This window comes from Micromonospora sp. AMSO12t (assembly GCF_008806585.1).
Classification (GTDB): Bacteria; Actinomycetota; Actinomycetes; order Mycobacteriales; family Micromonosporaceae; genus Micromonospora; species Micromonospora reichwaldensis.
Genome location: NZ_WAAS01000001.1, coordinates 147859 through 174072, shown reverse-complemented (window position 1 = coordinate 174072; position 26214 = coordinate 147859). Strand labels below are relative to the sequence as shown.

Below are 26214 nucleotides of genomic sequence, written 5' to 3'. Positions count from 1 at the left end.
GGTGCCGACGGGGCGGGCACGTGACCGTGGCCGGGATCGGCCGAGGTGATCGGAGCGGCCCAGGACAAGCCGACGTATGCCACCGGTCCGGCCGCCACGGCGCCGAGGAGCACGACGCCGGCAAGGAACCTTCGGGAAACGTTGAACGCCATGGGTACCAACTCTCTGTGCGATAGCCGGCGTTGCCTACGACGGCTCGAACTGGATTGGCTCAGACGCTAGAAAAGCTGGCTATGGTCTCGCTAAAGGCTGGTTTTCGGTCCGGTATCGCCGACGGCGTTGGTGCCATAGCCCACCAGGTGACGCCACTGGCTGAGGTTTGGCGCCGTCCCGACGACCAACCCAACATTCCATGAGGGACAACGAACGGCCAGTTTTTGTCGTCCACCCGGGTATCGATAACAAATCGATGAGCGAACGATATCGGCGTAACCGACCATCGTCCCTGCGGACGCCACCGGCGGCCGACCGGCAGCCGGACCGGCTGCCGGCAACGAGAGGTGGTCTAGCTCATGGTGCTCTCCGTCGAGGTCGTCGACTGCTCGTTCGGCATGGCCGCCGCAGACGTGGGCGTCGTGCTCACCCGGCAGGTCGGGCTGCGGTGGCGGGAGCTGGCCAGCGGCCGCACCGGAACCGATGGTCGGCTCGCCATCTGGACCGAGCCGACCATCGACGCCGGCATCTACCAGCTGGCGGTCGACCTGGACGGCTACTACTCGATCCTTGGCGCCGTACCGCTGCACCCGAGAGCGGTGGTGGAGTTCCGCGTCGCGGACCCGGACGCCGACCTGCACCTGCCGCTGATGGTCACCTCGAACTCGTACCTGAGCTATCGGGGCTGCGGCTGACGGTGCCGGCGGCCGGACCGGCGCCGCGGGTCGCGGTACCGGTCCGGCCGTGCTCGACGTGGCGCCGGCGGAGTGGTCGCCGGTGCTCAGCGACCGGCCGGTGCCGGGCCCTGGCCGGGAAAGAGCGCCGGCTCCTGTACGACGGTGCCGGCGTCATCGAGGCTGCCGAGGCGGGCCTGTGGATCGGTGACCGAGCGCCGCACGGTCTCGGCGATCACCCGCAGGGCCCGCACGACCGCGTCCGCGCCGAGCACGTCGGGATCGACCCGCAGGGTGACGCCGATCCACTGCTGCCCGTCGCCGTGCACCCGGGCGTAGAACGGATGCCCGGCATTTCGCGGCGGAACGTCCCAGCTCAACTCGGCGGTACCGGCGGAGCGGGCGTCGTCCGGCACCTCGCGCGGCGGCTCGGAGATGTAGTTGAACCAGCAGTCGTGCGTGAACCGGGTGCCGTCCGGGCTGCCGATCTCCTTGGCCAGTTCCTCGGCCCGGTCCACGTCGTAGCTGCCGCTGCGGTAGGCCAGCATCGCGTTGAAGTGGGTCCGCTTCAGGTACTGCGCCAGCGTGCTGTCCGGATCGACCCGGCAGACCAGCGGGACCAGTTGGTTGAGGGTGCCGATCAGCGGCTGCCACTCGGGATCGAACCGGTTCGCCGACATCAGACTCATCATGATCCGGTCCCGGTCGACGAACTGGGCGAGCGCGACGGCGGTCGCCGCCATCACCACGCTCTGCTGCGAGACACTGTGCGCCTTCGCCGCCTGGGCCACCAGCACAGCGAGGTGGTGTGATCGGAGGGTGGCCTGGATCCGTCGCTCGGCCGCGCGGCCTGTCGGCGGTGCGGGCAGGTTGCGTACGGGGCCGTCGGTCAGCAGCCGCCGCCAGTAGGTCTCGGCACGTCGGCGACGGGACTGCCAGGAATCGCTGCGCTGCGCCAGGGCCAGCTCACGGCTGCGCGGCGCCGGTGCCGAGCCGGCACCGGGGTCGGCCACGACGGCCCGGAACTGCTGCTCCAGCTCCTGGATCGCCCACAGGTCGACGACCATGTGCGACAGCGACAGGGCCAGGAACTGCGGCTGCCCCGCCACGCTGACGAGCCGGCCGTGCCAGCCGGGATCGTCGAGCACCGGGAACGGCAGCTGGTGCAGCGCGCGCAGGGTGGCGGCCGGGTCCGCCGGGTCGCGTACGGCGTGGTCGACCTGCTCGATCCGCAGCGGCAGCTGGTCGTGGATCCGCTGCACCGGCTGGTCGTCGACGACGTGATAGGTGGTCCGTAGCGACTCGTGCCGCCGCGCCAACGCGCCCAGCGCGCCGAGCACGGTGTCGGCGGTGAGGCCCCGGACGTCCCAGGTCGCCGGGACGTTGACCTCCATCAACCGATCGGTGGCGAACGTCTCCATCGACCGCCAGGTCGACAGCTGTCCGTAGGTGAGTGGAGCGTCGATCACCACGGTGACTCCTTCGAGGTCGGGGGTGGCCGCGCCCGGTCGAGACCCGGGTCCCGCCGGGCGCGGCGACGAGGTGCGACGGTCACCCGGCGAGGCTGGGCGACCGTCAGGTGCAGACGACCAACGACCGGTGTCCGGCACTGCGCATGTTCATCACCTCCTCCGCGGTGATCCGTGTCCGGGAACCGGACCAGCCACTACGGCCGGCGGTATCCCATCGGCGGTGCGATACGCATGTTAAGACCTACTCATAAGACATTTGGTCAGGTCAACAGCGGCACTCTGGCAGCTTGTTACCGTCGCTTAATTGCCACTCGGAATAGGGCTGTACCAGCCTTGACGCCCACGCCGGCGGAGCAGACGATTCAAGCGCGTCTTCCAGGTCGGAGAACGGCCGGCGCGAAACATCTCCTCGGTATGACCGGATCGGTGCGGCGTTCCTTCTGGCCGTAAATCGGAAACGAACCGGGGCGGTGGCTGTTCACGAATGCACTGCGACGGGTGGGTGAGCGGATGTCTTCCTCGGTCAGCGGATCTGCGGCCATGGAGCCGGTGGCCGTCATCGGTATGTCCTGCCGGCTGCCTCGCGCCGCGGACGCCGACCAGTTCTGGCAGCTGCTGCGTGCCGGCGGGGACGCCGTCGCCGACGCTCCGGCGCACCGCTGGGCCGAGCAGTCCGAGTTCCGCCGCGGTGGCTTCCTCGACGAGGTCGACCGGTTCGACGCCAGCTTCTTCGGCATCTCGCCGCACGAGGCGACGGCGATGGACCCGCAGCAGCGCCTGATGCTCGAACTGTGCTGGGAGGCGCTGGAGCACGCCCGGATCGCGCCGAGCGTGCTGCGCGACGCCGCCGTCGGAGTCTTCGTCGGTGCCATCGCGGCGGACTACGCGAACCTGCACGACCGGCTCGGTGCCCGTACCCTCGGCCCGCACACCCTCACCGGCACCCAGCGTGGCCTGATCGCGAACCGGCTGTCCTACCTGTTCGGACTGCGCGGGCCGAGCCTGACCGTCGACGCCGGTCAGTCGTCGTCGCTGCTCGCCGTGCAGTTGGCCTGCGACGAGCTGCGCCGCGGCGGCGCGACGGTGGCGATCGCCGGCGGGGTGAACCTCAACCTGCTGCCGGAGACCAGCGCGGTGATCGGCCGGTTCGGCGCGCTCTCCCCGGACGGCCGTTGCTACACCTTCGACCACCGCGCGAACGGCTACGTCCGCGGCGAGGGTGGTGGGCTGGTCGTGCTCAAGGCGCTCTCCGCGGCGCTCGCCGACGGCGACCCGGTGCACTGCGTGATCCTCGGCGGCGCGGTCAACAACGACGGCGGCGGTGCCGGGCTGACCGTCCCGAACCCGGTCGCCCAGACCGAGGTGATCCGGTTGGCCTGCCACCGGGCTGGGGTGGCCCCGGCCGACGTGCAGTACGTGGAGCTGCACGGCACCGGCACCCCGGTTGGCGACCCGATCGAGGCAGCGGCCCTGTCCGCCGCGCTCGCCGCCAGCCGGCCGGCCGGCCGACCGCTGCTGGTCGGCTCGGTCAAGACCAACATCGGTCACCTGGAAGGCGCCGCCGGCATCGCCGGCCTGCTCAAGACCATCCTCGCCATCAGCCACCGACGACTGGTGCCCAGCCTCAACTTCGAGGCCCCGCACCCGCTGATCAAGCTCGACGAGCTCAACCTGCGGGTGGTCTGCGCCGAACGCGACTGGCCCGCCGCCGACCGGCCGCTGGTCGCCGGGGTCAGCTCCTTCGGAATGGGCGGCACCAACTGCCACCTGCTGCTGGCCGAGGCGCCGCCCCGCCGCGCGGTGCACCGGGACCGCGCCCCGAGCGCCGACGCGCCGTGGTTGCTGTCGGCCCGTACCGCACCGGCGCTGCGCGCCCAGGCCGCCGCGTTGTCCGGCCACGTCACCGCCGACCCGTCGGTCGAGCCGGCCGACGTCGCGTACTCGCTGGCCCGCACCCGGGAGCGGTTCGAGCACCGGGCGGTCGTGCTCGGCGCCGACCGGCACGAGCTGCTCGCCGGCCTCGACGCGCTCGCCACCGGCCGCCCTGCCGACGCCGTCGTCGCCGGCCGGGTGGCCACCGGCCGGCGGGTGTTCGTCTTCCCCGGCCAGGGCTCGCAGTGGCCGGCGATGGCCCGCGAACTGCTCGCCCACTCGCCGGTCTTCGCCGACCGGCTCACCGCCTGCGCGCAGGCGCTCGCGCCGTACGTCGACTACCCGCTGCTCGACGTGCTGCGCGAGGTGCCCGGCGCGCCGAGTCTGGACCGGGTCGACGTGGTGCAGCCCGCGCTCTGGGCGGTGCTGGTCTCGCTGGCCGAGCTCTGGCGCTCGCACGGGGTCGAGCCGGACCTGGTCGTCGGCCACTCGCAGGGCGAGATCGCGGCCGCGACCGTGGTCGGCGCGCTGTCGCTGGCCGACGGGGCGCGGGTGGTCGCGCTGCGCAGCCGGGCCATCGCCGCGGTCTCCGGCGGCGGCGGAATGGCCTGGATCGGCGCCCCGGTCGACCTGCTCGTCGAGCGGCTGCGGGCCACCACGGGGGTGAGCCTGGCGGCGGTGAACGGGCCGCGCTCGGCGGTCGTCTCCGGCGACCTGCGACAGATCGGGCGGCTGCGCGAGGCGATCGAGGCGGACGGGCACCGGACCAAAGACGTGCCGGTGGACTACGCCTCGCACTCGCCCGCGGTCGACGGTCTGCGCGACGAGATCGTCGAGGCGTTGGCCCCGATCCGGCCGCGTTCCACCACCGTCCCGTTCGTCTCCACCGTGACCGGCGAGCCGATCGACACCGCCGAGCTCGACGCCGACTACTGGTTCCGCAGCCTGCGCCAGCCGGTCCGGTTCGACCAGGCGACCAGGACCGCGCTGCGCCTCGGCGGCGCGCTGTTCATCGAATGCAGCCCGCACCCGGTGCTCACCGCCAGCATCGAGGAGACCGCCGAGGAACTGGAGTCCGACGCGCTGGCCGTGGGCACCCTGCGCCGCGACGACGGCGGCCAGGCCCGGCTGCGGCACGCGCTGGCCCAGGCGTACGTCGGTGGGGCCGATGTCGACTGGGACGCGTACTGCGTCCGGCCCGACGCTCGGCCGGTCGACCTGCCGACGTACCCGTTCCAGCGGGAGCGGTACTGGCTCGGCGACGCCGCGCGCCCGAATGGGCAGGACGTCGCCACGGCGGTGCCGCAGACCGCCGCGCCGGCCGGGACAGCACCACCCGCGGCGTCCCGGCGGGAACTGCGTGACCTGGTACTGGCGACGGCGGCGGCCGTCCTCGGACATCGTGACGCCGCCGAACTCGACCCGGTACGCACCTTCAAGGAGCTGGGCTTCGACTCGGTGAGCACGGTCGAGCTGCGGCACCGGCTGCGCGCCGCGACCGGGCTGCGCCTGCACACCACCGTCGTCTTCGACCACCCCACCCCGAACCGGCTCGCCGAACACCTGCACGCCGCGCTGGGCCAGCCCCCGGCGGGCACCGGCGGAGCTCGGGTCGACGCCGGCCACCGCGCCGGCCGGGACAGCGAACCGATCGCCGTCGTGGCCATGGGCTGCCGCTACCCCGGTGGGGTCAACTCCCCCGAAGAGCTGTGGCGGCTGATCTCGACCGGCACCGACGCGATCTCCGCGCTGCCCACCAACCGGGGCTGGGACCTGGACACCCTCTACGGCGCCGGCCCGGAGCGGCCCGGCACCTGCGCCACCCGGTACGGCGGCTTCCTGCACGACGCGGACCTCTTCGACGCGGCGTTCTTCGGTGTCAGCCCCCGCGAAGCGCTGGCCATGGACCCCCAGCAGCGGCTGCTGCTCGAGGTGGCCTGGGAGGCGTTCGAGCGGGCCGGCATCGACCCGGCCGACCTCGCCGGCTCGGCGACCGGGGTGTACGTCGGCGCGATGGCCACCGACTACGGTCCCCGGCTGCACCTGCAGACCGGGGCCGCCGAGGGGCACCTGCTCACCGGGACCGCGCTGAGCGTGGCTTCCGGCCGGATCGCCTACACCTACGGTTTCCAGGGCCCAGCGGTCACCGTCGACACCGCCTGCTCCTCGTCACTGGTCGCCATCCAGCTCGCGCTCGAGGCGTTGCGTCGCGGCGACTGCCCGCTCGCCCTGGCCGGCGGGGTGACCCTGATGGCCAACCCGGGCAACCTGGTGGAGTTCAGTCGGCAGAACGGGCTGGCCGTGGACGGCCGGGCCAAGGCGTTCGCCGCCTCGGCCGACGGGACCGCCTTCGCCGAGGGCGCCGGGGTGCTGCTGCTGGAACGGCTCGACGACGCGCGCCGCAACGGGCACCCGGTGCTCGCGGTGCTGCGCGGTGGCGCGGTCAACCAGGACGGCGCCAGCAACGGGCTGACCGCGCCGAACGGCCTGGCCCAGGAACAGGTCATCCGGCTGGCACTGGCCGACGCCGGACTCGGCGCCCAGGACGTGGACGTCGTCGAGGCGCACGGCACCGGCACCGTGCTGGGCGACCCGATCGAGGCGCACGCGATCCAGGCGACGTACGGCGAGAACCGGACCGGGCAGCCGCCGGTCTGGCTCGGCTCGGTGAAGTCGAACATCGGGCACACCCAGGCCGCCGCCGGGGTGGCCGGTGTGATCAAGATGGTGCAGGCGATGCGGTACGGCGTACTGCCCCGCTCGCTGCACTGCGAGGAGCCGACCACCAAGGTCGACTGGGACTCCGCCGGGGTCAGGCTGCTGACCGAGCAGCGACCCTGGCCGGCGACGGGGCGGCCGCGGCGCGCCTCGGTGTCGAGCTTCGGCATCAGCGGTACCAACGCGCATCTCATCCTGGAGTCGGCCGAGCCGGCCGAGCACCCGGACGAGGCCGGGCCGGCGACCGGCGACCCGCTGCCCTGGGTGCTCTCCGCGCGGACCGGTGACTCGCTGCGCGCGCTGGCCGAGCTGCTGCGCGGGTACGCCACGGACGCCCCGGACGCGGATTTCGGTGCCGCCGCCGCCGTACTGGCCGGCCGCGTCGCCTTCCCGCACCGGGCGGTCGTGTTCGGCGCCGACCGGCCCGGACTGTGCGCCGCACTGGCCGATCTCGCCGCCGGTACGCCGAACCCGGCGGTGCTGACCGGCGTCGCCACGAACCGTCCCGGGCCGGTCGCGGCGGACGGCCAGTCAGCCGAGGCCGAGCCGGGCGTCGACGGGGCCGGTTCCGACGCCCTCAGCGCCGCCGCCCGGGCCTGGGTCGATGGCGAGCCGGTCGGCTGGGCGCGGCTGCTCGGTCTTCCGACGCATCGTCCCGAGCTGCCGAGCTACCCCTTCGAGCGCCGGCGCTACTGGCTCTCCGACGCGGCCCAGCCGGCCACCGAGACGGTCCGGCACCCGCTGCTCCGCTCGGCGGTGCCGGTGGCCGAGAACGGCGGGCTGCTGCTCGGTGGGCGGCTGTCCGACACCGACACGCCCTGGCTGGTCGACCACATGATCGCCGGGCGGGTGCTGCTGCCCGGTACCGCCTTCGTGGAGTTCGGGCTCGCCGCCGCCGCCGCGGTCGGCGCCGACCGGCTCGCCGAGCTGACCCTGCACGCCCCGCTGGTGCTGGCCGAGGCGGCAGCCGCGGAGCTGCAGATCTGCCTCGGCGAGGCCGAGGCGGACGGTCGCCGTACGCTCAGCATCCACTCCCGGCCGGTCGGTGAGGCCGAGGCCGAGTGGACCCGGCACGCCAGCGGGTCGGTGGCCCCCGCGACCGCCGACCCGACGTCCGAACCGCTCACCGTCTGGCCGCCGGCCGGTGCCGAGCCGATCGATCTGGCCACCGCGTACGCCGACCTGGCCGCGGCCGGTTACCAGTACGGCCCGGCGTTCCGGGGACTGGTCGCCGCCTGGCGGTGCGGCGCTGACCGGTACGCCGAGGTGCGGTTGCCCGATGTCGGCGGCGCGCGTGACTACCGCATCCACCCGGCCCTGCTGGACGCCGCCCTGCACCCGCTGGTGCTCGACACCGGGGCCGGCGACGGCGGACTCCGGCTGCCGTTCGTCTTCTCCGACGTGCGGGTCACCGGGGCCGGCGCCGACCGGCTGCGGGTCCGGCTGAGCCCCGGCGCGGACGGCGCCGTCGCGCTGACCCTCCACGACGGCACCGGCCAGCGGATCGGTGCGGTGGCCGCGCTCAGCATGCGCAGTGTGCCGCCGGGCACCGAGCTGACCGCACCGGGCGCCTCCGGGCCGGGCCTGCACGACCTGCGCTGGGTCCCCACCGGTACGCCGCAGGCGCAGCTCGCCGGCCGGAGCTGGGCGGTGCTCGGCGACACCGGAGCGGCCGACGCGATCCGCGCCGAGCTGGACGCCGCCGGGGTGACCGTCTCTCGGCACCACGACCTCGCCGCGCTGGCCGGGCCGGACGCCGGTACGGTGCCGCCGGTCGTGCTGGTGCCGCTGCCCGACGAGGACGACCTCGAACCGGCGGGCCGGGCCCGGACCCACCTGCACCACGTCCTCGGGCTGCTGCGCCAGTGGCTGGGCGAGGTCCGGTTCACCGGCGCCCGGCTGGTCCTCCTGGCCGGGCACCGGTCGGTGGGCACGGCCGCGGTGTGGGGGCTGGTACGGACCGCGCAGGTCGAGCACCCCGGCCGGTTCGTGCTGGCTGACCTGCCCGGCGGTGGCGACTCCGCCGGCCGGTGGCAGCGGCTGGCCGCCGCGTTGGACGCCGGTGAACCGCAGTTCGCCGTGGCCGACGGCGCGCTGCTGGTGCCCCGGCTCGCCCGCCGGGAGTCCCGGCCCGGCCCGCTGGTGGACCTCGGCTCGGGCACGGTCCTGGTCACCGGGGGCACCAGCGGCCTGGGCGCGCTCGCCGCGGCCCGACTGGTCGAGCGGCACGGCGTGCGCGACCTGCTGCTGACCTCCCGTCGGGGCGAGAGCGCCGACGGCGTCGCCGAGCTGGTACGGCGGCTGACCGGGCTCGGTGCGTCGGTCCGGGTGGCGGCCTGTGACGTGGCCGACCGGGCGGCGTTGACCGGGCTGCTGGCCACGATCCCGCCGCGGCGACCGCTGGTCGGCGTGGTGCACGCGGCCGGGGTGCTCGGTGACGCCACGGTGGACCGGCTCGACGCGTCTGCGCTGGACCGGGTGCTCCGCCCGAAACTCGACGCCGGCTGGCTGCTGCACGAGCTGACCGCCGAGCTGCCGGTACGGATGTTCGTGCTCTTCTCCTCGGTGGCCGGCCTGCTGGGCAACGCCGGACAGGCCAACTACGCCGCGGCCAACGCCTTCCTCGACGCCCTGGCCGGTCACCGGCGCGACCTCGGCCTGCCGGGTACCTCGATCGCCTGGGGCCTGTGGGGGGTCCGGACGCAGATGACGGAGGGTCTCTCGGCCGCCGACGAGGCCCGGCTCGCCCGCGCGGGTCTGGCCGGCCTGAGCCAGCGGCAGGGACTGGAACTGTTCGACGCCGCGCTGCGCGACGCCGGGCAGGGCGACCCGCTGGTGGTCGCCGCCCGCTGGGAGCCGGCCGGCCTGCGGGCCCGGCTGGACGCAGGTGGCGAGTCACCGGCGATCCTGCGGCAACTACTGGGTGCCGGCCGTCGGGCGGCGCCCGCCAGCCCGGCCGGCACCGTGCTGGCGGGTGCCGCCGGTGTCGTGCCCGGCGCCACCGGCCCGGCGGCCGCCGCCAGGCTGGCCGACCAGCTGGCCGGGCTGGACCACACCGAGGGCCGCCAACTGGTGCTGGACCTGGTCGGGCGGACCGTGGCGCTGGTGCTGGCCTACGGCCCGCAGGACACCGTCGAGGCCGACCGGCCGTTCACCGAACTCGGACTGGACTCGCTGTCCTCGATGGACCTGCGCGACCGGCTCGCGGCCGACACCGGTCTGCCGCTGCCCGCGACGCTGGTCTTCAACGAGCCGACCACCGAGGACGTGGCGGACTGGATCCTGCGCGAGCTGATGCCCGCCCCGCCGGCCGCCGACGAGCTGCTGCGCGAGGCGCTGGACCGGGTCACCGCCCGCCTGGCCGACGCCGACCCGGACGAACAGGACCGGGTGACGGCCGTGCTGCGGGCCGCGCTGCACCGGTTCGACGGCGGGCGCGACCAACAACCGGACACCCCGGCCCTGGCGCCGGTACTGACGTCGGCCCGCCTGGGCACGGCCTCTGACGAGGATCTCTTCAATTTCATCGACAGCCAGCTCTGAAACCACACCGGACACACGAAGAAGGGGAGGGACAGCCATGGCGATCGAAGACAAGCTCCGTGACTATCTCAGGCGGGTCACCGCTGATCTGGCCGATGCGAAGCAGCAGCTGGCCGTGGCCGACGAACGGCACCACGAGCCCATCGCGGTCATCGGCATGGCCTGTCGCTACCCCGGCGCCGTGACGACCCCGGAGCAGCTCTGGGACGTCGTCGCCGGCGAGGTGGACGCCACCGGCGAGTTCCCGACCGACCGTGGCTGGGACCTGGAGAAGCTCTACAACCCGGACCCGGACGCTTACGGCACCTCGTACACCCGCCGGGGTGGCTTCATCGACGACCCGGCCGGCTTCGACGCGCCGTTCTTCAACATGAGCCCCCGGCAGGCCCTGGCGACCGATCCGCACCACCGACTCTTCCTGGAGATCACCTGGGAGGCGTTCGAGCGGGCCGGCATCGACCCTGCCACGGTGCGCGGCGACCGGGTGGGCATCTGGTCGGGGATGATGTACGACCACTACTCGACCCAGTTCCTCGGTGACATGCCGACGAGCGTCGAGGGCACCCTGATGGTCTCCAGCGTGCCGAGCGTGCTCTCCGGCCGGGTGGCCTACACGTTCGGGTTGGAGGGCCCGGCGGTCACCCTGGACACCGCCTGCTCGTCCTCGCTGGTCGCGCTGGACCTGGCCGTGCAGGCACTGCGGTCCGGGGACTGCCCGATGGCGCTCGCCGGTGGGGTCACCGTGATGGCGGTACCCGATCCGTTCGTCGAGTTCTCCCGCCAGCGGGCCCTGGCCACCGACGGCCGGTGCAAGGCGTTCTCCGACGACGCCGACGGTGCGGTGTGGGCCGAGGGAGCGGGCGTGCTGCTGCTCGAACGGCTCTCCGACGCGCGGCGCAACGGTCGCCGGATCCTGAGCGTCATCCGCGGCATCGCGGTGAACCAGGACGGTACGAGCAACGGGATGACCGCCCCCAGCGGGCGCGCCCAGGAGCGGGTCATCCGGCGGGCGCTGGCCGACGCGCGGCTGGAGCCGGCCGCGATCGACCTGGTCGAGGCGCACGGCACCGGCACGCCGCTGGGCGACCCGATCGAGGCGACCGCCATCCTCGCCACCTACGGGCAGAACCGCCCGGCCGACCGGCCGCTGTGGCTGGGCTCGTTGAAGTCCAACATCGGGCACAGCCAGGCCGCGGCCGGCGTCGGTGGCCTGATCAAACTGATCATGGCGATGCGGCACGGCACGATGCCCCGGACGGTGAACGTCACCGAGCCGACGCACCACGTCGACTGGAGCTCCGGCGCGGTGGAACTGCTCACCGAGGCGCGGCCCTGGGCCCGCCTGGACGAGCAGCCGCGCCGGGCCGGGATGTCCTCGTTCGGCATCAGCGGGACCAACGCGCACGTGATCCTGGAGGAGCCCACCGAGGCGCAGGCGCCCGCACCGGCAGCCGGGCACCCAGGCCCGCACGCCTGGGTGATCTCTGCCCGCACCCCGACCGCGCTGCGCCGGCAGGCCCGGCGACTGCACGACCGGGTGCTCGCCGACGCCGCCGTACGGCCTGCCGACATCGCCTTCTCGCTGGCCGACACCCGGGCCCGTTTCGACCACCGGGCGGTGGTCGTCGGCCGGGACCGCGCCGAGCTCGTCGACCGGCTGGCCGGATACGTCGACGGCCGGCCCGGCGCGGTGGTACCGGCCGGCGTCGCCCGGGGCCAGGTGTCGACCACCTTCCTCTTCACCGGGCAGGGTGGCCAGCGCCCCGGCATGGGCCGGGACCTGTACCGGGCGTTCCCGGTCTTCGCGGCGGCCTTCGACGAGGCCTGCGCGGCGCTCGACCCGTACCTGGAGCGGCCGCTGCGCGAGGTGATGTGGGCCGAGCCGAACACGGCCGGCGCGGCGGCGCTGAACCAGACCCTCTACACCCAGCCGGCGCTCTTCGTCTACGAGGTGGCCGCCTTCCGGCTGCTCACCTCGCTCGGGGTACGCCCGACCAGGCTGGCCGGGCACTCCGTCGGCGAGATCGCCGCCGCGCACGTGGCCGGCATCTGGACGCTGGCCGACGCCGCCCGCCTGGTCGCCACCCGCGCCCGGCTGATGCAGAACCTGCCCGCCGACGGCGCGATGGTCGCGGTGGCGGCACCGGCCGCCGAGGTACGCGCCTCGCTGGCGGGGATGGAGCACCTGGTCGGGATCGCCGCGATCAACAGCCCCGGTGACGTGGTGGTCTCCGGCGACGAGCAGTCCTGCCTTGCCGTGCAGGCGCACTGGCGCGCGCTCGGCAAGCGCACCGGACGGCTGCCGGTCAGCCACGCGTTCCACTCGCCGCTGATGGAGCCGATGCTCGACGAGTTCGCCCGCGAGCTGAAAGCGACCAGTTTCGGCGCGGCCCAGCTGCCCTACGAGACCAACCTCGGGCCGGAGCGGTCCTGGACCGACCCCGACTACTGGGTGGACCAGATCCGCCAGACCGTCGGCTTCGCACCGATGATCGAGCTGCTGGAGGCCGCCGGCACCGACGTCTACCTGGAGGTCGGTCCGTTGCCGGTGCTCTCCGGGATGGCCGGCAACTGCCTCACCGACCAGCGGGCGGTCGTAACCGCCACCTACCGCCGCAAGCAGGAGGAGCTGGAGGCGCTCCACGGCTGCCTCGCCGAAGCGTTCGTGGTCGGCGTGCCCGTCGACTGGGCGGCCCTGGCGGCCGACGGGCGCGCCGTCGACCTGCCGACCTACGCCTTCGAGCGGGAGCGCTACTGGCTGATCCACCGGCGCTCCAGCGCGGACGTCGCCTCGGCCGGGCTGCGCCCGGTCAACCACCCGCTGCTGCGCGCCGCGGTCGACGTCGCCGACGGTACCCGGGTGGTGGTCACCGGCCGGGTGTCACTGACCGAGCTCCCCTGGCTCGCCGACCACGCGGTCGGTGGCGGGGTGGTCGTGCCCGGCGCCGCCCTGCTCGACGTGGTCGGCCAGGTCGGTGCCCAGGCCGGGCTGGCCGAGGTGGTGGAGCTGACCTTCGAGGCGCCGCTGGTGCTGCCCGCCGACGGCGGACTCTCGCTACAGGTGGTGGCCGACGGTGGCGACGGCACGGTGGGCGTCTACGCCCGCGCCGACGGCGACGACACCTGGGTACGACACGCCAGCGGCATCCTCGCCCCGGACGGCGGCGGCACCGACGGCCGGTGCGGCTGGGCGACCTCGTGGCCGCCGGCGGGTGCGGTCCCGATCGCCTTCGACGGCGCGTACGACCGGCTGGCCGAACTCGGCTACGAGTACGGTGACGCGTTCCGCGGCGTACAGGCCGCCTGGCGGGCCGACGACGCGCTCTACGTCGACGTCGCCCTGCCGCAGGCCGCCGAGACCGAGGGCTTCGGACTGCACCCGGTGCTGCTGGACACGGCGTTTCACCCGTACATCTTCGAGGGTGGTTCGGACGAGCTGCGGTTGCCGTTCGTCTTCCGGGGGGTCCGGCTGGCTGGCCACGGCGCCTCGGCGCTGCGGGTCCGGCTCAGCTCCGACGGCGCGGACAAGCTCGCGGTCGAGGCCGCCGACGCGGACGGCCGGCTGGTACTCGCCATCGAGGAGCTGCGGGTCCGGCCGGTCTCCATCGCCTCGATTGTCACCGCGATGGGCCGGGCCACCGGGCCGGCCGGGTTCTTCGGCCTGGACTGGGTGGACCTGCCGGTCGCCGGCGCCGACGAGGCGCCGACCTGGCGGTACCTCGGCGAGCCGGTGGCCGGGCTGCCCGGTCACCCGACGGTGGCCGCGCTGGCCGCCGCGGTGGCCGGCGGCGAGCGGTGCGACTTCGCGGTCTTCTCCGGCGCCGGCACCGAGCCGGACGTGCCGACCGCCGCCCGCGAGCTGACGGGGCGGGCGCTGGAGGCCATGCAGCAGTGGGTCGCCGACGAGCGGCTGGCCGGATCCCGGCTGGTCTTCCTGGCCGACCCGCGGTCGGTGCGCACCGGCGCGGTGTGGGGACTGGTCCGCGCCGCGCAGGTCGAGCACCCCGGCCGGTTCGTGCTGGCCGGCCTGCGGGCAGACGCCGGTGACGCGCCGTGGGGCCGGCTGGCCGCCGCGGTCGGCAAGGGCGAGTCGCAGTGCCTGGTCGAGGCGGAGAAGATCCTGGTGCCGCGGGTCAGCCGTCGGTCGCCCGCCCCGGTGGACGAGCTGGACCTGGCGGACGGGACGGTGCTGGTCACCGGCGGTACCGGCGGTCTCGGCGCACTGGTCGCGACCCGGCTGGTGCAGCGCTTCGGCGTACAACATCTGTTGCTGACCTCCCGGCGCGGTCCGGCGGCCAGCGGCGCGGCCGAACTCGTCGCCCAGCTGGAAGGCCTCGGCGCCTCGGTCCGGGTCGCCGCCTGCGACGTCGCGGACGCCCCGGCGCTGGCCGAACTGCTGGCCTCGGTGCCGGCCGACCGGCCGCTGACCGCCGTGGTGCACGCCGCCGGGGTGCTCGACGACGCGCTGCTGGAGGGGCTCACGCCACAGCGGCTGGAGTCGGTCTTCCGGCCCAAGGCCCAGGCCGCCTGGCTGCTGCACGAGCTGACCGCCGACCTGCCCCTGCGGGCCTTCGTGCTGTTCTCCTCGATCGCCGGGGTGCTCGGCAACGCGGGGCAGGGCAACTACGCGGCGGCGAACAGCTTCCTCGACGCGCTCGCCGCCCACCGGCGGGCGTCCGGGCTGCCGGCGCTCTCCATCTCCTGGGGCATGTGGTCGATGTCGACCGGAATGGCCGCGGAGCTGACCGCGGCCGACGAGGCCCGGCTGTCCCGGGCCGGCGTGGCGGCCATCTCGGCCGAGCAGGGCCTGGACCTGTTCGACACGGCGCTGCGCGAAGCAACGACCGGCGACCCGCTGGTGGTGGCCTGCCGCTGGGACCTGGCGGCGCTGCGCTCGCGGGCCGAGAGCGGCGACGACATCCCGGTGGTGCTGCGCGGCCTGGTCCAGCCCGCCCTGCGACCGCAGGGCGGCAGCGCGGCGAGCGCCTTCGGCCCGGTCGCCCGGCTCGCCGCCCTGCCGACCGACGAGGCCCGGGCGGAGATCGTGGCGGCGCTGCGCTCGCACGTCGCCCGGGTGCTGGCGCACGGCTCGGCCGCCGCGGTGGAGATGGACCGGACCTTCAGCGAGATGGGCTTCGACTCGCTGACCGCGGTCGAGCTGCGCAACCGGCTCAACTCGGAGCTGGGCGTGCAGTTGCCGGCGGCGTTGGTCTTCGACCACCCCACCGTCGACGCGCTGGCCGACTACCTGCTCGGCGAGCTGGCGCCGGCGGCGCCGGCGGTCAACGACGTGCTGACCGAGACCCTCGACCGGATCACCGCGCAACTCGCCGACGACGACACCGGGGAGCGGGACCGGGTGGTGGCGACGTTGCAGGCGGCCCTGCTCCGGCTCGGCCTGGGGACCAGCGCGGAGGCGTCGAAGGCGCAGCTGGATGCCGCCTCGGACGAGGAGATCTTCCAGTACATCGACACCCAGCTCTGACGATCCAGCTTCTCACCACCCACGCGCTAGGACAGGGGATTTGACAGATGGCAGCCGAGAACAAGCTCCGCGAATATCTCAAGCGGGTCACCGTCGACCTGACTGAGGCGCGCCGGCAGCTCGCCGAGGCCGATGCCGGCCGGCACGAGCCGATCGCCATCGTGGGCCTGTCCTGCCGGTTGCCCGGCGCGCAGAACGTGGACGCCTACTGGGAACTGCTCCGCGACGGGCGTAGCGCGGTGCTCGACGACGCGCCGGACGGCCGGTACGACCTCGACCCGTACGTCGCCGACCACGGCGTCTACACCCGTCGCGGAGCCTTCCTCTCCGACATCACCCGCTGGGACTCCGGGTTCTTCGGCTCGCCACCCCGGGAGGCGCTGCGGATGGACCCGCAGCAGCGGCTGCTGATGGAGCTGACCTGGGAGGCGCTGGAGGACGCCGGCACCCCGCCGGCCCGGGTGGCGGGCAGCCGCACCTCGGTGATGATCGGCTTCTCGGACACCACCCAGTACGGCCGGTTGCAGTCCGACCTGCAGGGCGCCGCCGCCTTCACCGACCCGTACGCCGGGCAGGGCAGCTCGGCGAGCGTGGTCGCCGGCCGCCTCGCGTACCACTTCGACCTGCGCGGCCCGACCGTCACCCTGGACACCGCGTGCTCGTCGTCGCTGGTCGCGGTGCACCTCTCCAGTGCGGCGCTGCGCCGCGGCGAGTGCGACCTGGCGGTGGCCGCGGGCGGCTTCCTGCTCATCCAACCCGATCTGTACGTCAACGCCTGCGCCACCTCGATGCTCTCCCGGGACGGCCTGAACAAGACCTTCGACGCCGACGCCGACGGCTACGTGATGGGCGAGGGCGCCGGGGTGGTGGTGCTGGAGCGGCTCTCCGACGCGCTGCGCAACGGCCGCCGGATCCACGCGGTGATCCGCGGCTCGGCGGTCAACCAGGACGGTCACAGCAACGGGATGACCGCGCCGAACCGGGGCGCCCAGGTGGACGTCATCCGCCGGGCGCTGGCCGCCGCGCGGACCAGCCCGGACGAGATCTGCTACGTGGAGGCGCACGGCTCCGGCACCCGGCTCGGCGACTCGATCGAGCTCGGCGCGCTGGGCGACGTCTTCGGCGGCCGGTCCCCGGCGACGCCGCTGCACGTCGGGGCGGTGAAGACCAACATCGGGCACACCCAGGCGGCGGCCGGCATCGCCGGGCTGATCAAGACGGTGCTGGTGCTCAAGCAGGGTGTGGTCCCACCGAACCTCAACCTGGTCAACCCCTCCGAGGCGGCCCTGGCCAGCGACACCGTGCGGCCGGCGACGACGACGCTGGACCTGCCCGAGCAGGACCGGCCCCGGCTGGCCGGGGTCAGCTCGTTCGGCTGGTCGGGCACGAACGCGCACCTGGTGCTGGAGGCCGCCCCGCAGGCCGAGCCGGTCGCCGAGGCACCCGGCCCGTACCTGCTGCCGGTCTCCGCGCACCACCCGGCGGCGTTGCGTGAGCAGCTCGGCGCGCTGGGCGGCACGCTGGACCGCTGCACCGTCGCCGACCTGGCGTACACCCTGCAGAGCGGGCGGGCCGAGCACCGCTTCCGCCGGGCGGTCCTCGCCACGGACACCGCCGACGCCACCGGGCGGCTCACCGCCGCGGCCGGCGCGGCCGGTGTGCGCAGCCTGCGTGACCGGCCGCGGGTGGCCTTCCTGCTGCCCGACTCCGGTGCCGGTCACCGCGGGCTCGGAGGCGGGCTCTACCGGCGTGAGCCGGCCTACGCGACCGCGGTGGACAGCTGCGTCGAGATCGCCGCCGAGCATTGCGGGCTGGACCTGCGGCCGTTCCTCCACGCCGGACCCGGTGCCGAGGCCGACCGGCCGGAACTGGCCGAGTCGTTCCACTTCGTCGTCCAGTACGCGCTCGCCCAGCTGCTGCTGCACCGCGGGGTCCGGCCGGACGTGCTGGTCGGCCAGGGGATCGGCGAGCAGGTCGGGAACTGCCTGGCCGGGGTGCTCACCCTCACCGACGCGCTTCGGCTGACCAGCCTGCGGGCCCGGCCGACCGACGACACGGCGAGCGGCACCGAGGCGGCCGAGGTGTCCGACCCGGTGACCCGGCAGGCGCCGGCGATCCCCGTGGTCACGGTCGCGGCCGACGGTACCGACCTGGCCCGGCAGTTGCCGCGGGACGTCGACGTCCTGGTGGAGCTGGGCGCGGGTACCGTCCTCGGCGACCTGCTGGCCAGCCAGCTCCCCGATCAGCCGGACACCGTCCTGCTCGGCACCCTGCCCGCGGTGGCGACCGGCGGGGACGCGGCCGACGTGGCGAGCCTGCTGGACACCTGTGGGCGGCTGTGGGAGATCGGGGTGACCCTCGACTGGTCCGCGCTGCGCGGTGGCCCGGCCCGGCTGGCGGACCTGCCGACCTATCCGTTCCAGCGGCAGCGGCACTGGTTCGAGCGACCGGCCAGCCCGGCTGTGGCCCGGCCGGGCACCGAGGCGGTCGAGGCCGAGCCTGCCCCGGGCGACGAGCACGTGCGGTTGCTGACCCAGCGATGGCGAGCGGCGCCCACCGGTGCCGCCACCGTCCCGACCGCCGGGCGGTACGTGCTGCTCGCGCCGGCCGGTGCCGGTGCCGCCACCGAGGTGGCCGACGAACTGGCCACCCGGCTGCGCCGCTCCGGCGGCGACGTGGTGCTGGCGACCTGCCCCGGCGACCTCGTCGCGCTGCTCGGCGCCGGCCCGAACACGGTGGTCGACCTGTCGATGACGCAGCCGGTGCCGGCCGACGCGGCCGCCGCCGCGGTGCACGGCGCCTCGGCGGTGCTCGCCGCCTGCGGCGGTAGCGGCCGCAGCGGTACCCGGGTGATGGTGGTCACCCAGGGCGGCCAGGCGGTGCCGGACAGTGCCGGGGTGACCGTCGGTGGCACCGCGCCGGCCCAGGCCGCGGTCGCGGTGCTGCCGGTGGTCGCCAATCAGGAGTACCTGGACCTGGAGAGCGTCAACGTCGACCTCGACCCGGAGTACGGCCCCGGCGCGATGGCCGACGCCCTCGCCGCCGAGCTGGGCCGCCGCTCCGACGGGGTGCTCGTCGCCCACCGGGGCGGCAACCGGTACTTGCCGACGTACGAGGCACCGGCGACGCCGCTGGAGACCCACCCGGTGGCCAGCGGCGGCACCTACCTGATCACCGGCGGTCTCGGCGACATCGGTCTCACGATCGCCGGGCACCTGGTGCGCAACGGCGCGGCCGGGCTGGTGCTGACCAGCCGGCGTGGGCTGCCCGACGACCCGGACGACCCCCGGCACGCCGCCGTGGCGGCCCTGCGGGCGCTCGGCGCGACGGTGCGCACCCCGCGTGTCGACGTCACCGACGAGGCGGCCATGCGGGCGCTCTTCACCGACGTCCGGATCGACGGCGTGGTGCACGCGGCGGCTGACGCCGGCACCGACACCTTCGTGGCACTGCGGGACCTCGACGGGGCCGCGGTGGCCCGGCAGTTCGGAGCCAAGGTGGACGGCGCCCGGGTGATCGCCCGGATCGTCGCCGGATTGGACGACCGGCTGGTACCGGACTGGTGCCTGCTCTTCTCCTCGACCTCGGCCCTGCTCGGCGGGGTGACCTTCGGTGGCTACGCCGCGGCGAACGCGGCGCTGACCGCGCTCGCACACGCCGGCGCCGACGGACGCAGCCGGTGGATCTCCGCCGGCTGGGACACCTGGGCCTGCACCCTGCAGCGGCTGCGCGACGGGATCGGCGCGAGCATGGCGAGCCACTCGATGAGCGACGCCGAGGCCCTGGCCGCCTTCGACCGGCTGGTCGGCACCGCGCTGCCCGCCGTGGTGGTCGCCGCCGGCGGCTTGGACGACCGGCTGCCCCTCCTCGGCGGCGCGACCGTCGAGCCGGTCGGCGGGGATGCGATCCGCCACCCGCGCCCGGATCTGCCGCAGCCCTACACCCCGCCGCTGACCGGCACCGAGCGGGCGCTGGCCGAACTCTGGTCCGACGTGCTCGGCATCGAGCCGGTCGGCATCCACGACAACTACTTCGACCTCGGCGGCACCTCGCTGCTGGTGCCCCGGCTGCTGGGGCTGGTCAAGAACCGGTTCGCGGTGGCGGTACCGACCGTGTCGCTGTTCGAGGCGCCGACCGTCCGGTCCTTCAGCGCGCTGCTCGAGCAGCAGCGTGGCCCGGCCCCGGCGGCGCCGGCCCGGACCGGAGAGCCGGCCGTCGCGCCGGCCGCCGTCGCCGCGCCGGTGGCACCCGTGCCGGTCGCCGCACCGGCCGCGCCCGGCGGCGCCGAACTGGTCTTGGCGGCATCGACCGCGCCCGTGCTCGACGGGGAGCAGCTGGACCGGCGGATCGCCATCGTCGGGATGGCCGGGCGGTTCCCGGGCGCCGAGGACGTGGCCGCCTTCTGGCGCAGCCTCTGCGCCGGTGAGGAGCTGATCAGCTTCTTCACCCCGGAGGAGTTGGTCGAGGCGGGCGTGCCGGCCGAGCTGGCGCACGACCCGGCCTACGTACCGGCCCGTCCGATCCTCGACGACATCGCCGGCTTCGATGCCGGGTTCTTCGGCATCAGCCCGCGGATGGCCGCGCTGACCGACCCGCAGCAGCGGCTCTTCCTCGAGGTCTGCTGGGAGGCGCTCGAACAGTCCGGCTACTGCCGGCCGGAGCACCGGGGGCGGGTGGGGGTCTTCGGTGGCACCAACATCAGCACCTACCTGCTCGGCGCGCTCGGCCAGCTGAGCATGCACGAGGACCTGAGCGAGTACGAGCTCATCATGGGCAACGACAAGGACGCCCTGACCACCACCGTGTCGTACCTGTTCGACCTGCACGGCCCGAGCGTCGCGGTGCAGACCTTCTGCTCCACCTCACTGGTCGCGGTGCACCTGGCGGTCCGCAGCCTGCGCAGCGGCGACTGCGAGATGGCGCTGGCCGGCGGCGTGTCGATCCGGGTGCCGGACAAGCAGGGCCACCTGTCCACCCCGGGCGGCATGGAGTCGCGCGACGGGCACGTGCACACCTTCGACGCGCAGGCCAGCGGGACGATGTTCGGCGACGGCGCCACCGTCGTGGTGCTCAAGCGGCTGGACGCCGCGCTGCGCGACGGCGACCACGTCTACGGAGTCATCCGCGGCTCGGCGATGAACAACGACGGCGCGCTGAAGGTCGGTTACACCGCGCCGAGCGTCGCCGGACAGGCCCGGGTGATCGCCGACGCGATGGCCGACGCCGGGGTGAGCCCCGAGGAGATCAGCTACGTCGAGGCGCACGGCACCGCGACCGAATTGGGTGACCCGATCGAGGTCGCCGCGCTGACCCGGGCGTTCGGCAGCACCGAGCAGCGGCAGTACTGCCCGATCGGCGCGGTCAAGACCAACGTCGGGCACATGAACCACGCGGCCGGTACCGCCGGCCTGATCAAGACCGCGCTGTCCCTGCAGTCCCGGGTGATCCCGCCGACCCTGCACTACACCCAGGCCAACCCGGCGATCGACTTCGAGAACAGCCCGTTCTACGTCAACGTCGACCTCGCCGAGTGGCCGGCCACCGAGGGCCGGCCCCGCATCGCCGGGCTCAACTCCATCGGGATGGGAGGCACCAACGTGCACGTCGTCGTGCAGGAGCCGCCCGTACGCCCGGAGGTGCCGGAGACCGACGAGCTGACCGGCCCGGCGCACACCCGCCGGTACCAGGTGGTGCCGGTGTCGGCCCGGACCGCGAGCGCGGCGGACCGCGCGGTGCGGCGCCTCGGCGAGCACCTGGATTGCCAGCCGCACGCCAGGCTGGCCGACGTGGCGTTCTCGTTGCAGGTCGGACGCAAGACCTTCGAGCACCGGCGGGTGGCGGTGACCGCCACCCTGGACGAGACGGTCGGCACCCTGACCGGACGCGACGGTGCCCCGCCCCCGATGGGCCGGGTGGAGGCGGTACAGGGCCGACCGGTGGCGTTCCTGCTCGCCGGCGTCGGCGAGCAGTACCCGGGACTGGTCGGTGAGCTGTACCGGCGCGAACCGGTGTTCCGCGCCGCGCTGGACGAGTGCCTGGCCCCGATCGCCGCGGCACTGCCCGAACTGGACCTCACCGACCTGCTGACCGGGCCCCGCGGCGGCGGCTCCGACCTGGCGGCGCTGCTCGGCCGGGGCGGCGGCACCGACCCGCGTACCGCCGCCCTGCGCCGCACCGAGGTGGCCCAGCCGCTGCTCTTCGCCGTGGACTACGCGCTGGCCAGCACGTTGCTGGCCTGGGGGCTGCGGCCGACCGCGATGCTCGGCTACAGCCTCGGCGAGTACGTCGCGGCCTGCCTGGCCGGGGTGCTGTCGCTACCCGACGCGATCGCCCTGGTGGTGCACCGGGCCAAGCTGATCGGGGCGCTGGAGACCGGCTCGATGGCTGCGGTACCGCTGGCCGCCGACGAGCTGCGCCGCCGGTTCCGGCTGGAGCAGCGCGGGCTGGACATCGCCGCGATCAACGGGCCGGAGACGGTGGTGGTCGCCGGTCCGACCGCCGCGCTCGACCAGCTCGCCGCCGACCTGCGTCAGGCCGAGATCCCGTGCCGGCCACTGGAGACCAGCCACGCGTTCCACTCCCGGATGCTGGCCGGGATCAGCGACGAGCTGACCGCCTGGGTGGCCGCCAACATCCGGCTCAACCCGCCCCGGCTGCCCTACATCTCCAACGTCACCGGCGCGCTGGCCGACGCCGCGCTGGTGCGCGACCCGGCCTACTGGGCCCGGCACATGTGCCAGCCGGTGCAGTTCGAGGCGGGTGTGCAGGTGCTGCTCGCCGACCCGGAACTGGCCCTGGTCGAGATCGGCCCCGGCCAGTCGCTCGGCGCGCTGGTGCGCTCCGCCGGCTGCCCGCCGCGGCGCTGGCCGTTGATCACCGCGACGCTGCCGGCCGGCAGCGACCCGCGCCCCGCCGACCTGGTGCTCACCGACGCGCTGGCCCGGCTCTGGCTGACCGGCGTCGAAATCGACTGGGCGGCACACCACGGCCGCGGCGACGGGGCCACCCCGGTCTACCGGGCCGCCCCCGGCCGGATTCCGTTGCCCACCTACCCGTTCGAGCGGCAGCGGTACTGGATCGAGCAGACGCCGATGACCGCCGGGCGGGAGGGCGGCGCCGAGCTGCCGGCCGAACCGACCAGCCTGGCCGAGATCGGCCGGATCCCGCGGCTGCCCGAGGAGCAGTGGCTGCACCTGCCGGTGTGGCGGCAGACCGCAGCCCCGGCCGCCGACGAACGGCAGCCGGACTCGTGGCTGGTCTACGCCGGTACCGGCGCCACCGCCGACGGGGTGCTCGCCGAGCTGGAGCGGACCGCGGCGGCCACCGGCGCGCGGCTGACCGTGGTGCGGGCCGGCACGGAGTACCACGCGGCCGCCGACGGCTACACCGTCCGGCCGGGAGACCCGACGGACGCGCTCACCATGCTGCGCGCCCTGCGGGCGGCCGGGGTCGGACTGGACCGGGTGGTGCACCTGTGGACCCTCGGCGAGCTGCCGGACGACGACCGGACCGTGTCGCTGGGCCTGCACACCCTGGTCGCACTGGCCCGTGCGGCGGCCGAACTCGGCCTGGACCGGTGGGCTCTGGACATCGTCAGCACCGGCTCACAGCAGGTGCTCGACGGCGCCGAGGCCCGGCCGGCCAGCGCCACCGTGCTCGGCCCGGCCCTGGTCATCCCGCTGGAGTACCCGTCGGTCAGCACCCGGCTGGTCGACGTGGAGCCGGCCACCCCGGCCGGCGCGGTCGTCGCCGAGCTGCGTCGCCCGCGGACCGAGCCGACGGTGGCGATCCGCGCCGGTCGGCGCTGGGTGTGCGGCTACGAGTCGATCCCGCCGGCCGACCTGGACACCGCCCGCCAGGTGCTCCGCGACGGCGGGGTGTACCTGATCACCGGTGGGCTGGGCGGCATCGGGCTCGGCCTGGCCGCGCGGCTGACGCAGGACTGCCGGGCCCAGCTGGTGCTGTTCGGGCGCACCGGTCTGCCGGCGACCGAGCGGTGGGCCGGCATCCTGGCCGGCTCCGACAAGGTCGACGAGAGCACCCGCAGCCGGGTGGAACGGGTCCAGGCGCTCGTCGAGGCCGGGGCCGAGGTCGAGATCGTGGTCGGTGACGTCGCCGACCCGACCGACGTCCGGCGGGCGGTCGACACCGCCCGGGAGCGCTTCGGCGCGCTGCACGGCATCCTGCACACCGCGGGCGTACCCGGCACCGGGTTGATGCAGTTCAAGCTGCCCACCGACTCCGACCTGGTGCTCGCGCCCAAGGTCGCCGGCACCCGGGCGATCGTCGAGGCGCTGCGGGTCGGTGCCGACGACGAGATCCGGCTCGACTTCCTGGTGCTCTTCTCGTCGATCACCTCCGCCACGGGTGGTGGCCCCGGCCAGGTCGACTACTGCGCCGCGAACGCCTATCTGGACCGCTACGCCAACATGCTCACCGCCGCCGGACGCCCCACCCTCTCGGTGGACTGGGGCGAGTGGGCCTGGAACGCCTGGGACGGCGGGCTGAGCGGGTTCGACAGCGAGGTGCAGGCGTTCTTCTCGGCGAACCGGGCCCGCTTCGGCATCACCTTCGAGGAGGGCTGGCGCACCCTGCTGCGGGCGCTCGCCTCGGGGGAGTCGCAGTTGGTCGCGGCGACCCAGGACCTGGCCACCATGGTCCGGTTCAGCCGGTGGTTCAACGTCGAAGCGGTGACCGCGCCGAACGGCACGGCCAGCTCCGAGGCGCGCCACCCGCGGCCGGAACTGGTGACCCGCTACCAGGAGCCGACCGGGCCGACCGAGCTGGGCGTGGCCGAGGTCTGGTGCGACTCGCTCAAGCTGGAGCGGGTCGGCGTCGCCGACAACTACTTCGAACTCGGCGGCAACTCGCTGCTCGGCATCGCGCTGCTCAACACGCTGCGCCGCCGGTTCGCCGAGGCGGAACTGCCGCCACACATCCTCTACGAGGCACCGACGGTGGCCGCGCTCGCGCGAGTCATCGACGGCACCGCCGCCCGGGCCGCCGCCGCGGCCGAGGACGACGGTCAGCTGCGGGCGCAGCTGCGCCGGTCCGGTCTGAAGACCGCGGCGGCCCGCCGCCGCGCGTCGTGACGACGGTGTCCGTCTCCGCCAACCAGCGCACGCGACCCGTCGGCGGCGGGTGCTCGGCAAGTTCAGTCAACCAGGGTACGGAAAGGGAGAAGTCATGACCGTCATCGGCGTAGTCGGCGCCGGCGTCATGGGCGTCGGAGTGGCACAGAATCTGGCCCAGTACGGGTACGAGGTCGTCCTGGTCGACCGGACCGAGGAGATCCTCGCCGGGGCCCGGGCCGTGATCGCCCGCAACTGCCGGATGAGCCGGCTGATGGGCGGACCGGCGCTGGACCCGGACGCCATCCTGGCGAGGATCACCACCGCGGTGGGGGTCGAGGCGTTGGACAAGGCCTCGGCCGTGATCGAGAACGTCACCGAGAACTGGGACATCAAGCGCGAGGTCCACCAGCGCCTCGACGAGGTGTGCCCGCCGGAGACGGTGATCATCGTGAACACCTCGGCGATCCCGATCACCCGGGTAGCCGCGGTCGGCAAGCACCCGGAGCGGGTCATCGGGGTGCACTTCATGAACCCGGTACCGGCCAAGCCGGTGGTGGAGATGATCCCCGGCTTCCACACCTCGGCGTCGACCATCGAGCGCACCCGGGAGCTGCTCAGCGGGATGGGGAAGAAGGCGGTCGACGTCAAGGACGCCTCCGGCTTCGTCTCCAACCGGGTGCTGATGCTGACCGTGAACGAGGCGGCGTTCCTGGTCCACGAGGGCGTCGCCACCGCCGAGTCGGTCGACGAGGTGTTCCGGGGCTGCTTCGGGCACCCGATGGGTCCGCTGGAGACCGCCGACCTGATCGGCGTCGACACGATCCTCTACAGCGTCGAGGTCCTTTACGAGCACTACGCGGACAGCAAGTACCGCCCGTGCCCGCTGCTCAAGCAGATGACCGACGCCGGACTGCACGGCCGGAAGACCGGCCGTGGCTTCTACAACTACGAGAGCTGAGGACGACACCATGTCGGAGACGGTCAACACCCAGATCCTGTCCTTCATCCAGGGGCGCTTCCCGCAGGCGCAGATCGGCGAGACCGACGACATCTTCGCCTGCGGCTACATCAACTCGCTCTTCGCGATGGAGCTGGTGATGTTCCTCGAGAAGACCTTCGAGTTCACGATCCCGAACGACGAGCTGAGCATCGACAACTTCCGTACCGTCAGCGCGATGACCGCGCTGGTGGACCGGCAGCGTCGCGGCGTGACGGTCGGGTAG

General features: G+C 74.1%; 7 protein-coding genes. 6 read left to right on the top strand and 1 reads right to left on the bottom strand.

The window, feature by feature from the left end:
* Positions 1–512: 512 nt before the first annotated feature.
* On the top strand, positions 513–848 hold the full coding sequence (locus F6X68_RS00645) for a hydroxyisourate hydrolase (RefSeq protein ID WP_151452362.1): 336 nt from the start codon (positions 513–515) through the stop codon (positions 846–848).
* Positions 849–934: 86 nt separating this feature from the next.
* Here the strand turns inward: F6X68_RS00645 and F6X68_RS00640 are convergent, their stop codons facing one another.
* Positions 935–2296: a condensation domain-containing protein gene (locus F6X68_RS00640; RefSeq protein ID WP_151452361.1), complete on the bottom strand. Its 1362-nt coding sequence runs from the start codon at positions 2294–2296 to the stop codon at positions 935–937.
* A 513-nt stretch (positions 2297–2809) separates the two neighbouring features.
* On the opposite strand from F6X68_RS00640, the gene F6X68_RS00635 reads away from it, so the two are divergent.
* From F6X68_RS00635 to F6X68_RS00615, 5 genes are all read left to right on the top strand, one after another.
* Positions 2810–10432, top strand: a complete 7623-nt coding sequence (locus F6X68_RS00635) for a type I polyketide synthase (protein WP_151452360.1) — start codon at positions 2810–2812, stop codon at positions 10430–10432.
* A gap of 37 nt (positions 10433–10469) precedes the next feature.
* Entirely contained in the window at positions 10470–15917 is a 5448-nt protein-coding gene (locus tag F6X68_RS00630; RefSeq protein WP_151452359.1) for a type I polyketide synthase, read from the top strand.
* Between the two features lie 47 nt (positions 15918–15964).
* Positions 15965–25009, top strand: a complete 9045-nt coding sequence (locus tag F6X68_RS00625) for a type I polyketide synthase (protein WP_151452358.1) — start codon at positions 15965–15967, stop codon at positions 25007–25009.
* Between the two features lie 94 nt (positions 25010–25103).
* Positions 25104–25949, top strand: coding sequence for a 3-hydroxyacyl-CoA dehydrogenase family protein (locus F6X68_RS00620; RefSeq protein WP_151452357.1), 846 nt, complete (start codon positions 25104–25106; stop codon positions 25947–25949).
* A gap of 10 nt (positions 25950–25959) precedes the next feature.
* Positions 25960–26214, top strand: a complete 255-nt coding sequence (locus F6X68_RS00615; RefSeq protein WP_151452356.1) for an acyl carrier protein — start codon at positions 25960–25962, stop codon at positions 26212–26214.

What these genes read in the sequence shown, in the direction of transcription:
- F6X68_RS00630 (WP_151452359.1), top strand. Translation starts at nt 10,470, where the DNA reads ATGGCGATCGAAGACAAGCTCCGTGACTATCTCAGGCGGGTCACCGCT.
- F6X68_RS00615 (WP_151452356.1), top strand. Translation starts at nt 25,960, where the DNA reads ATGTCGGAGACGGTCAACACCCAGATCCTGTCCTTCATCCAGGGGCGC.
- F6X68_RS00620 (WP_151452357.1), top strand. Translation starts at nt 25,104, where the DNA reads ATGACCGTCATCGGCGTAGTCGGCGCCGGCGTCATGGGCGTCGGAGTG.
- F6X68_RS00645 (WP_151452362.1), top strand. Translation starts at nt 513, where the DNA reads ATGGTGCTCTCCGTCGAGGTCGTCGACTGCTCGTTCGGCATGGCCGCC.
- F6X68_RS00635 (WP_151452360.1), top strand. Translation starts at nt 2,810, where the DNA reads ATGTCTTCCTCGGTCAGCGGATCTGCGGCCATGGAGCCGGTGGCCGTC.
- F6X68_RS00625 (WP_151452358.1), top strand. Translation starts at nt 15,965, where the DNA reads ATGGCAGCCGAGAACAAGCTCCGCGAATATCTCAAGCGGGTCACCGTC.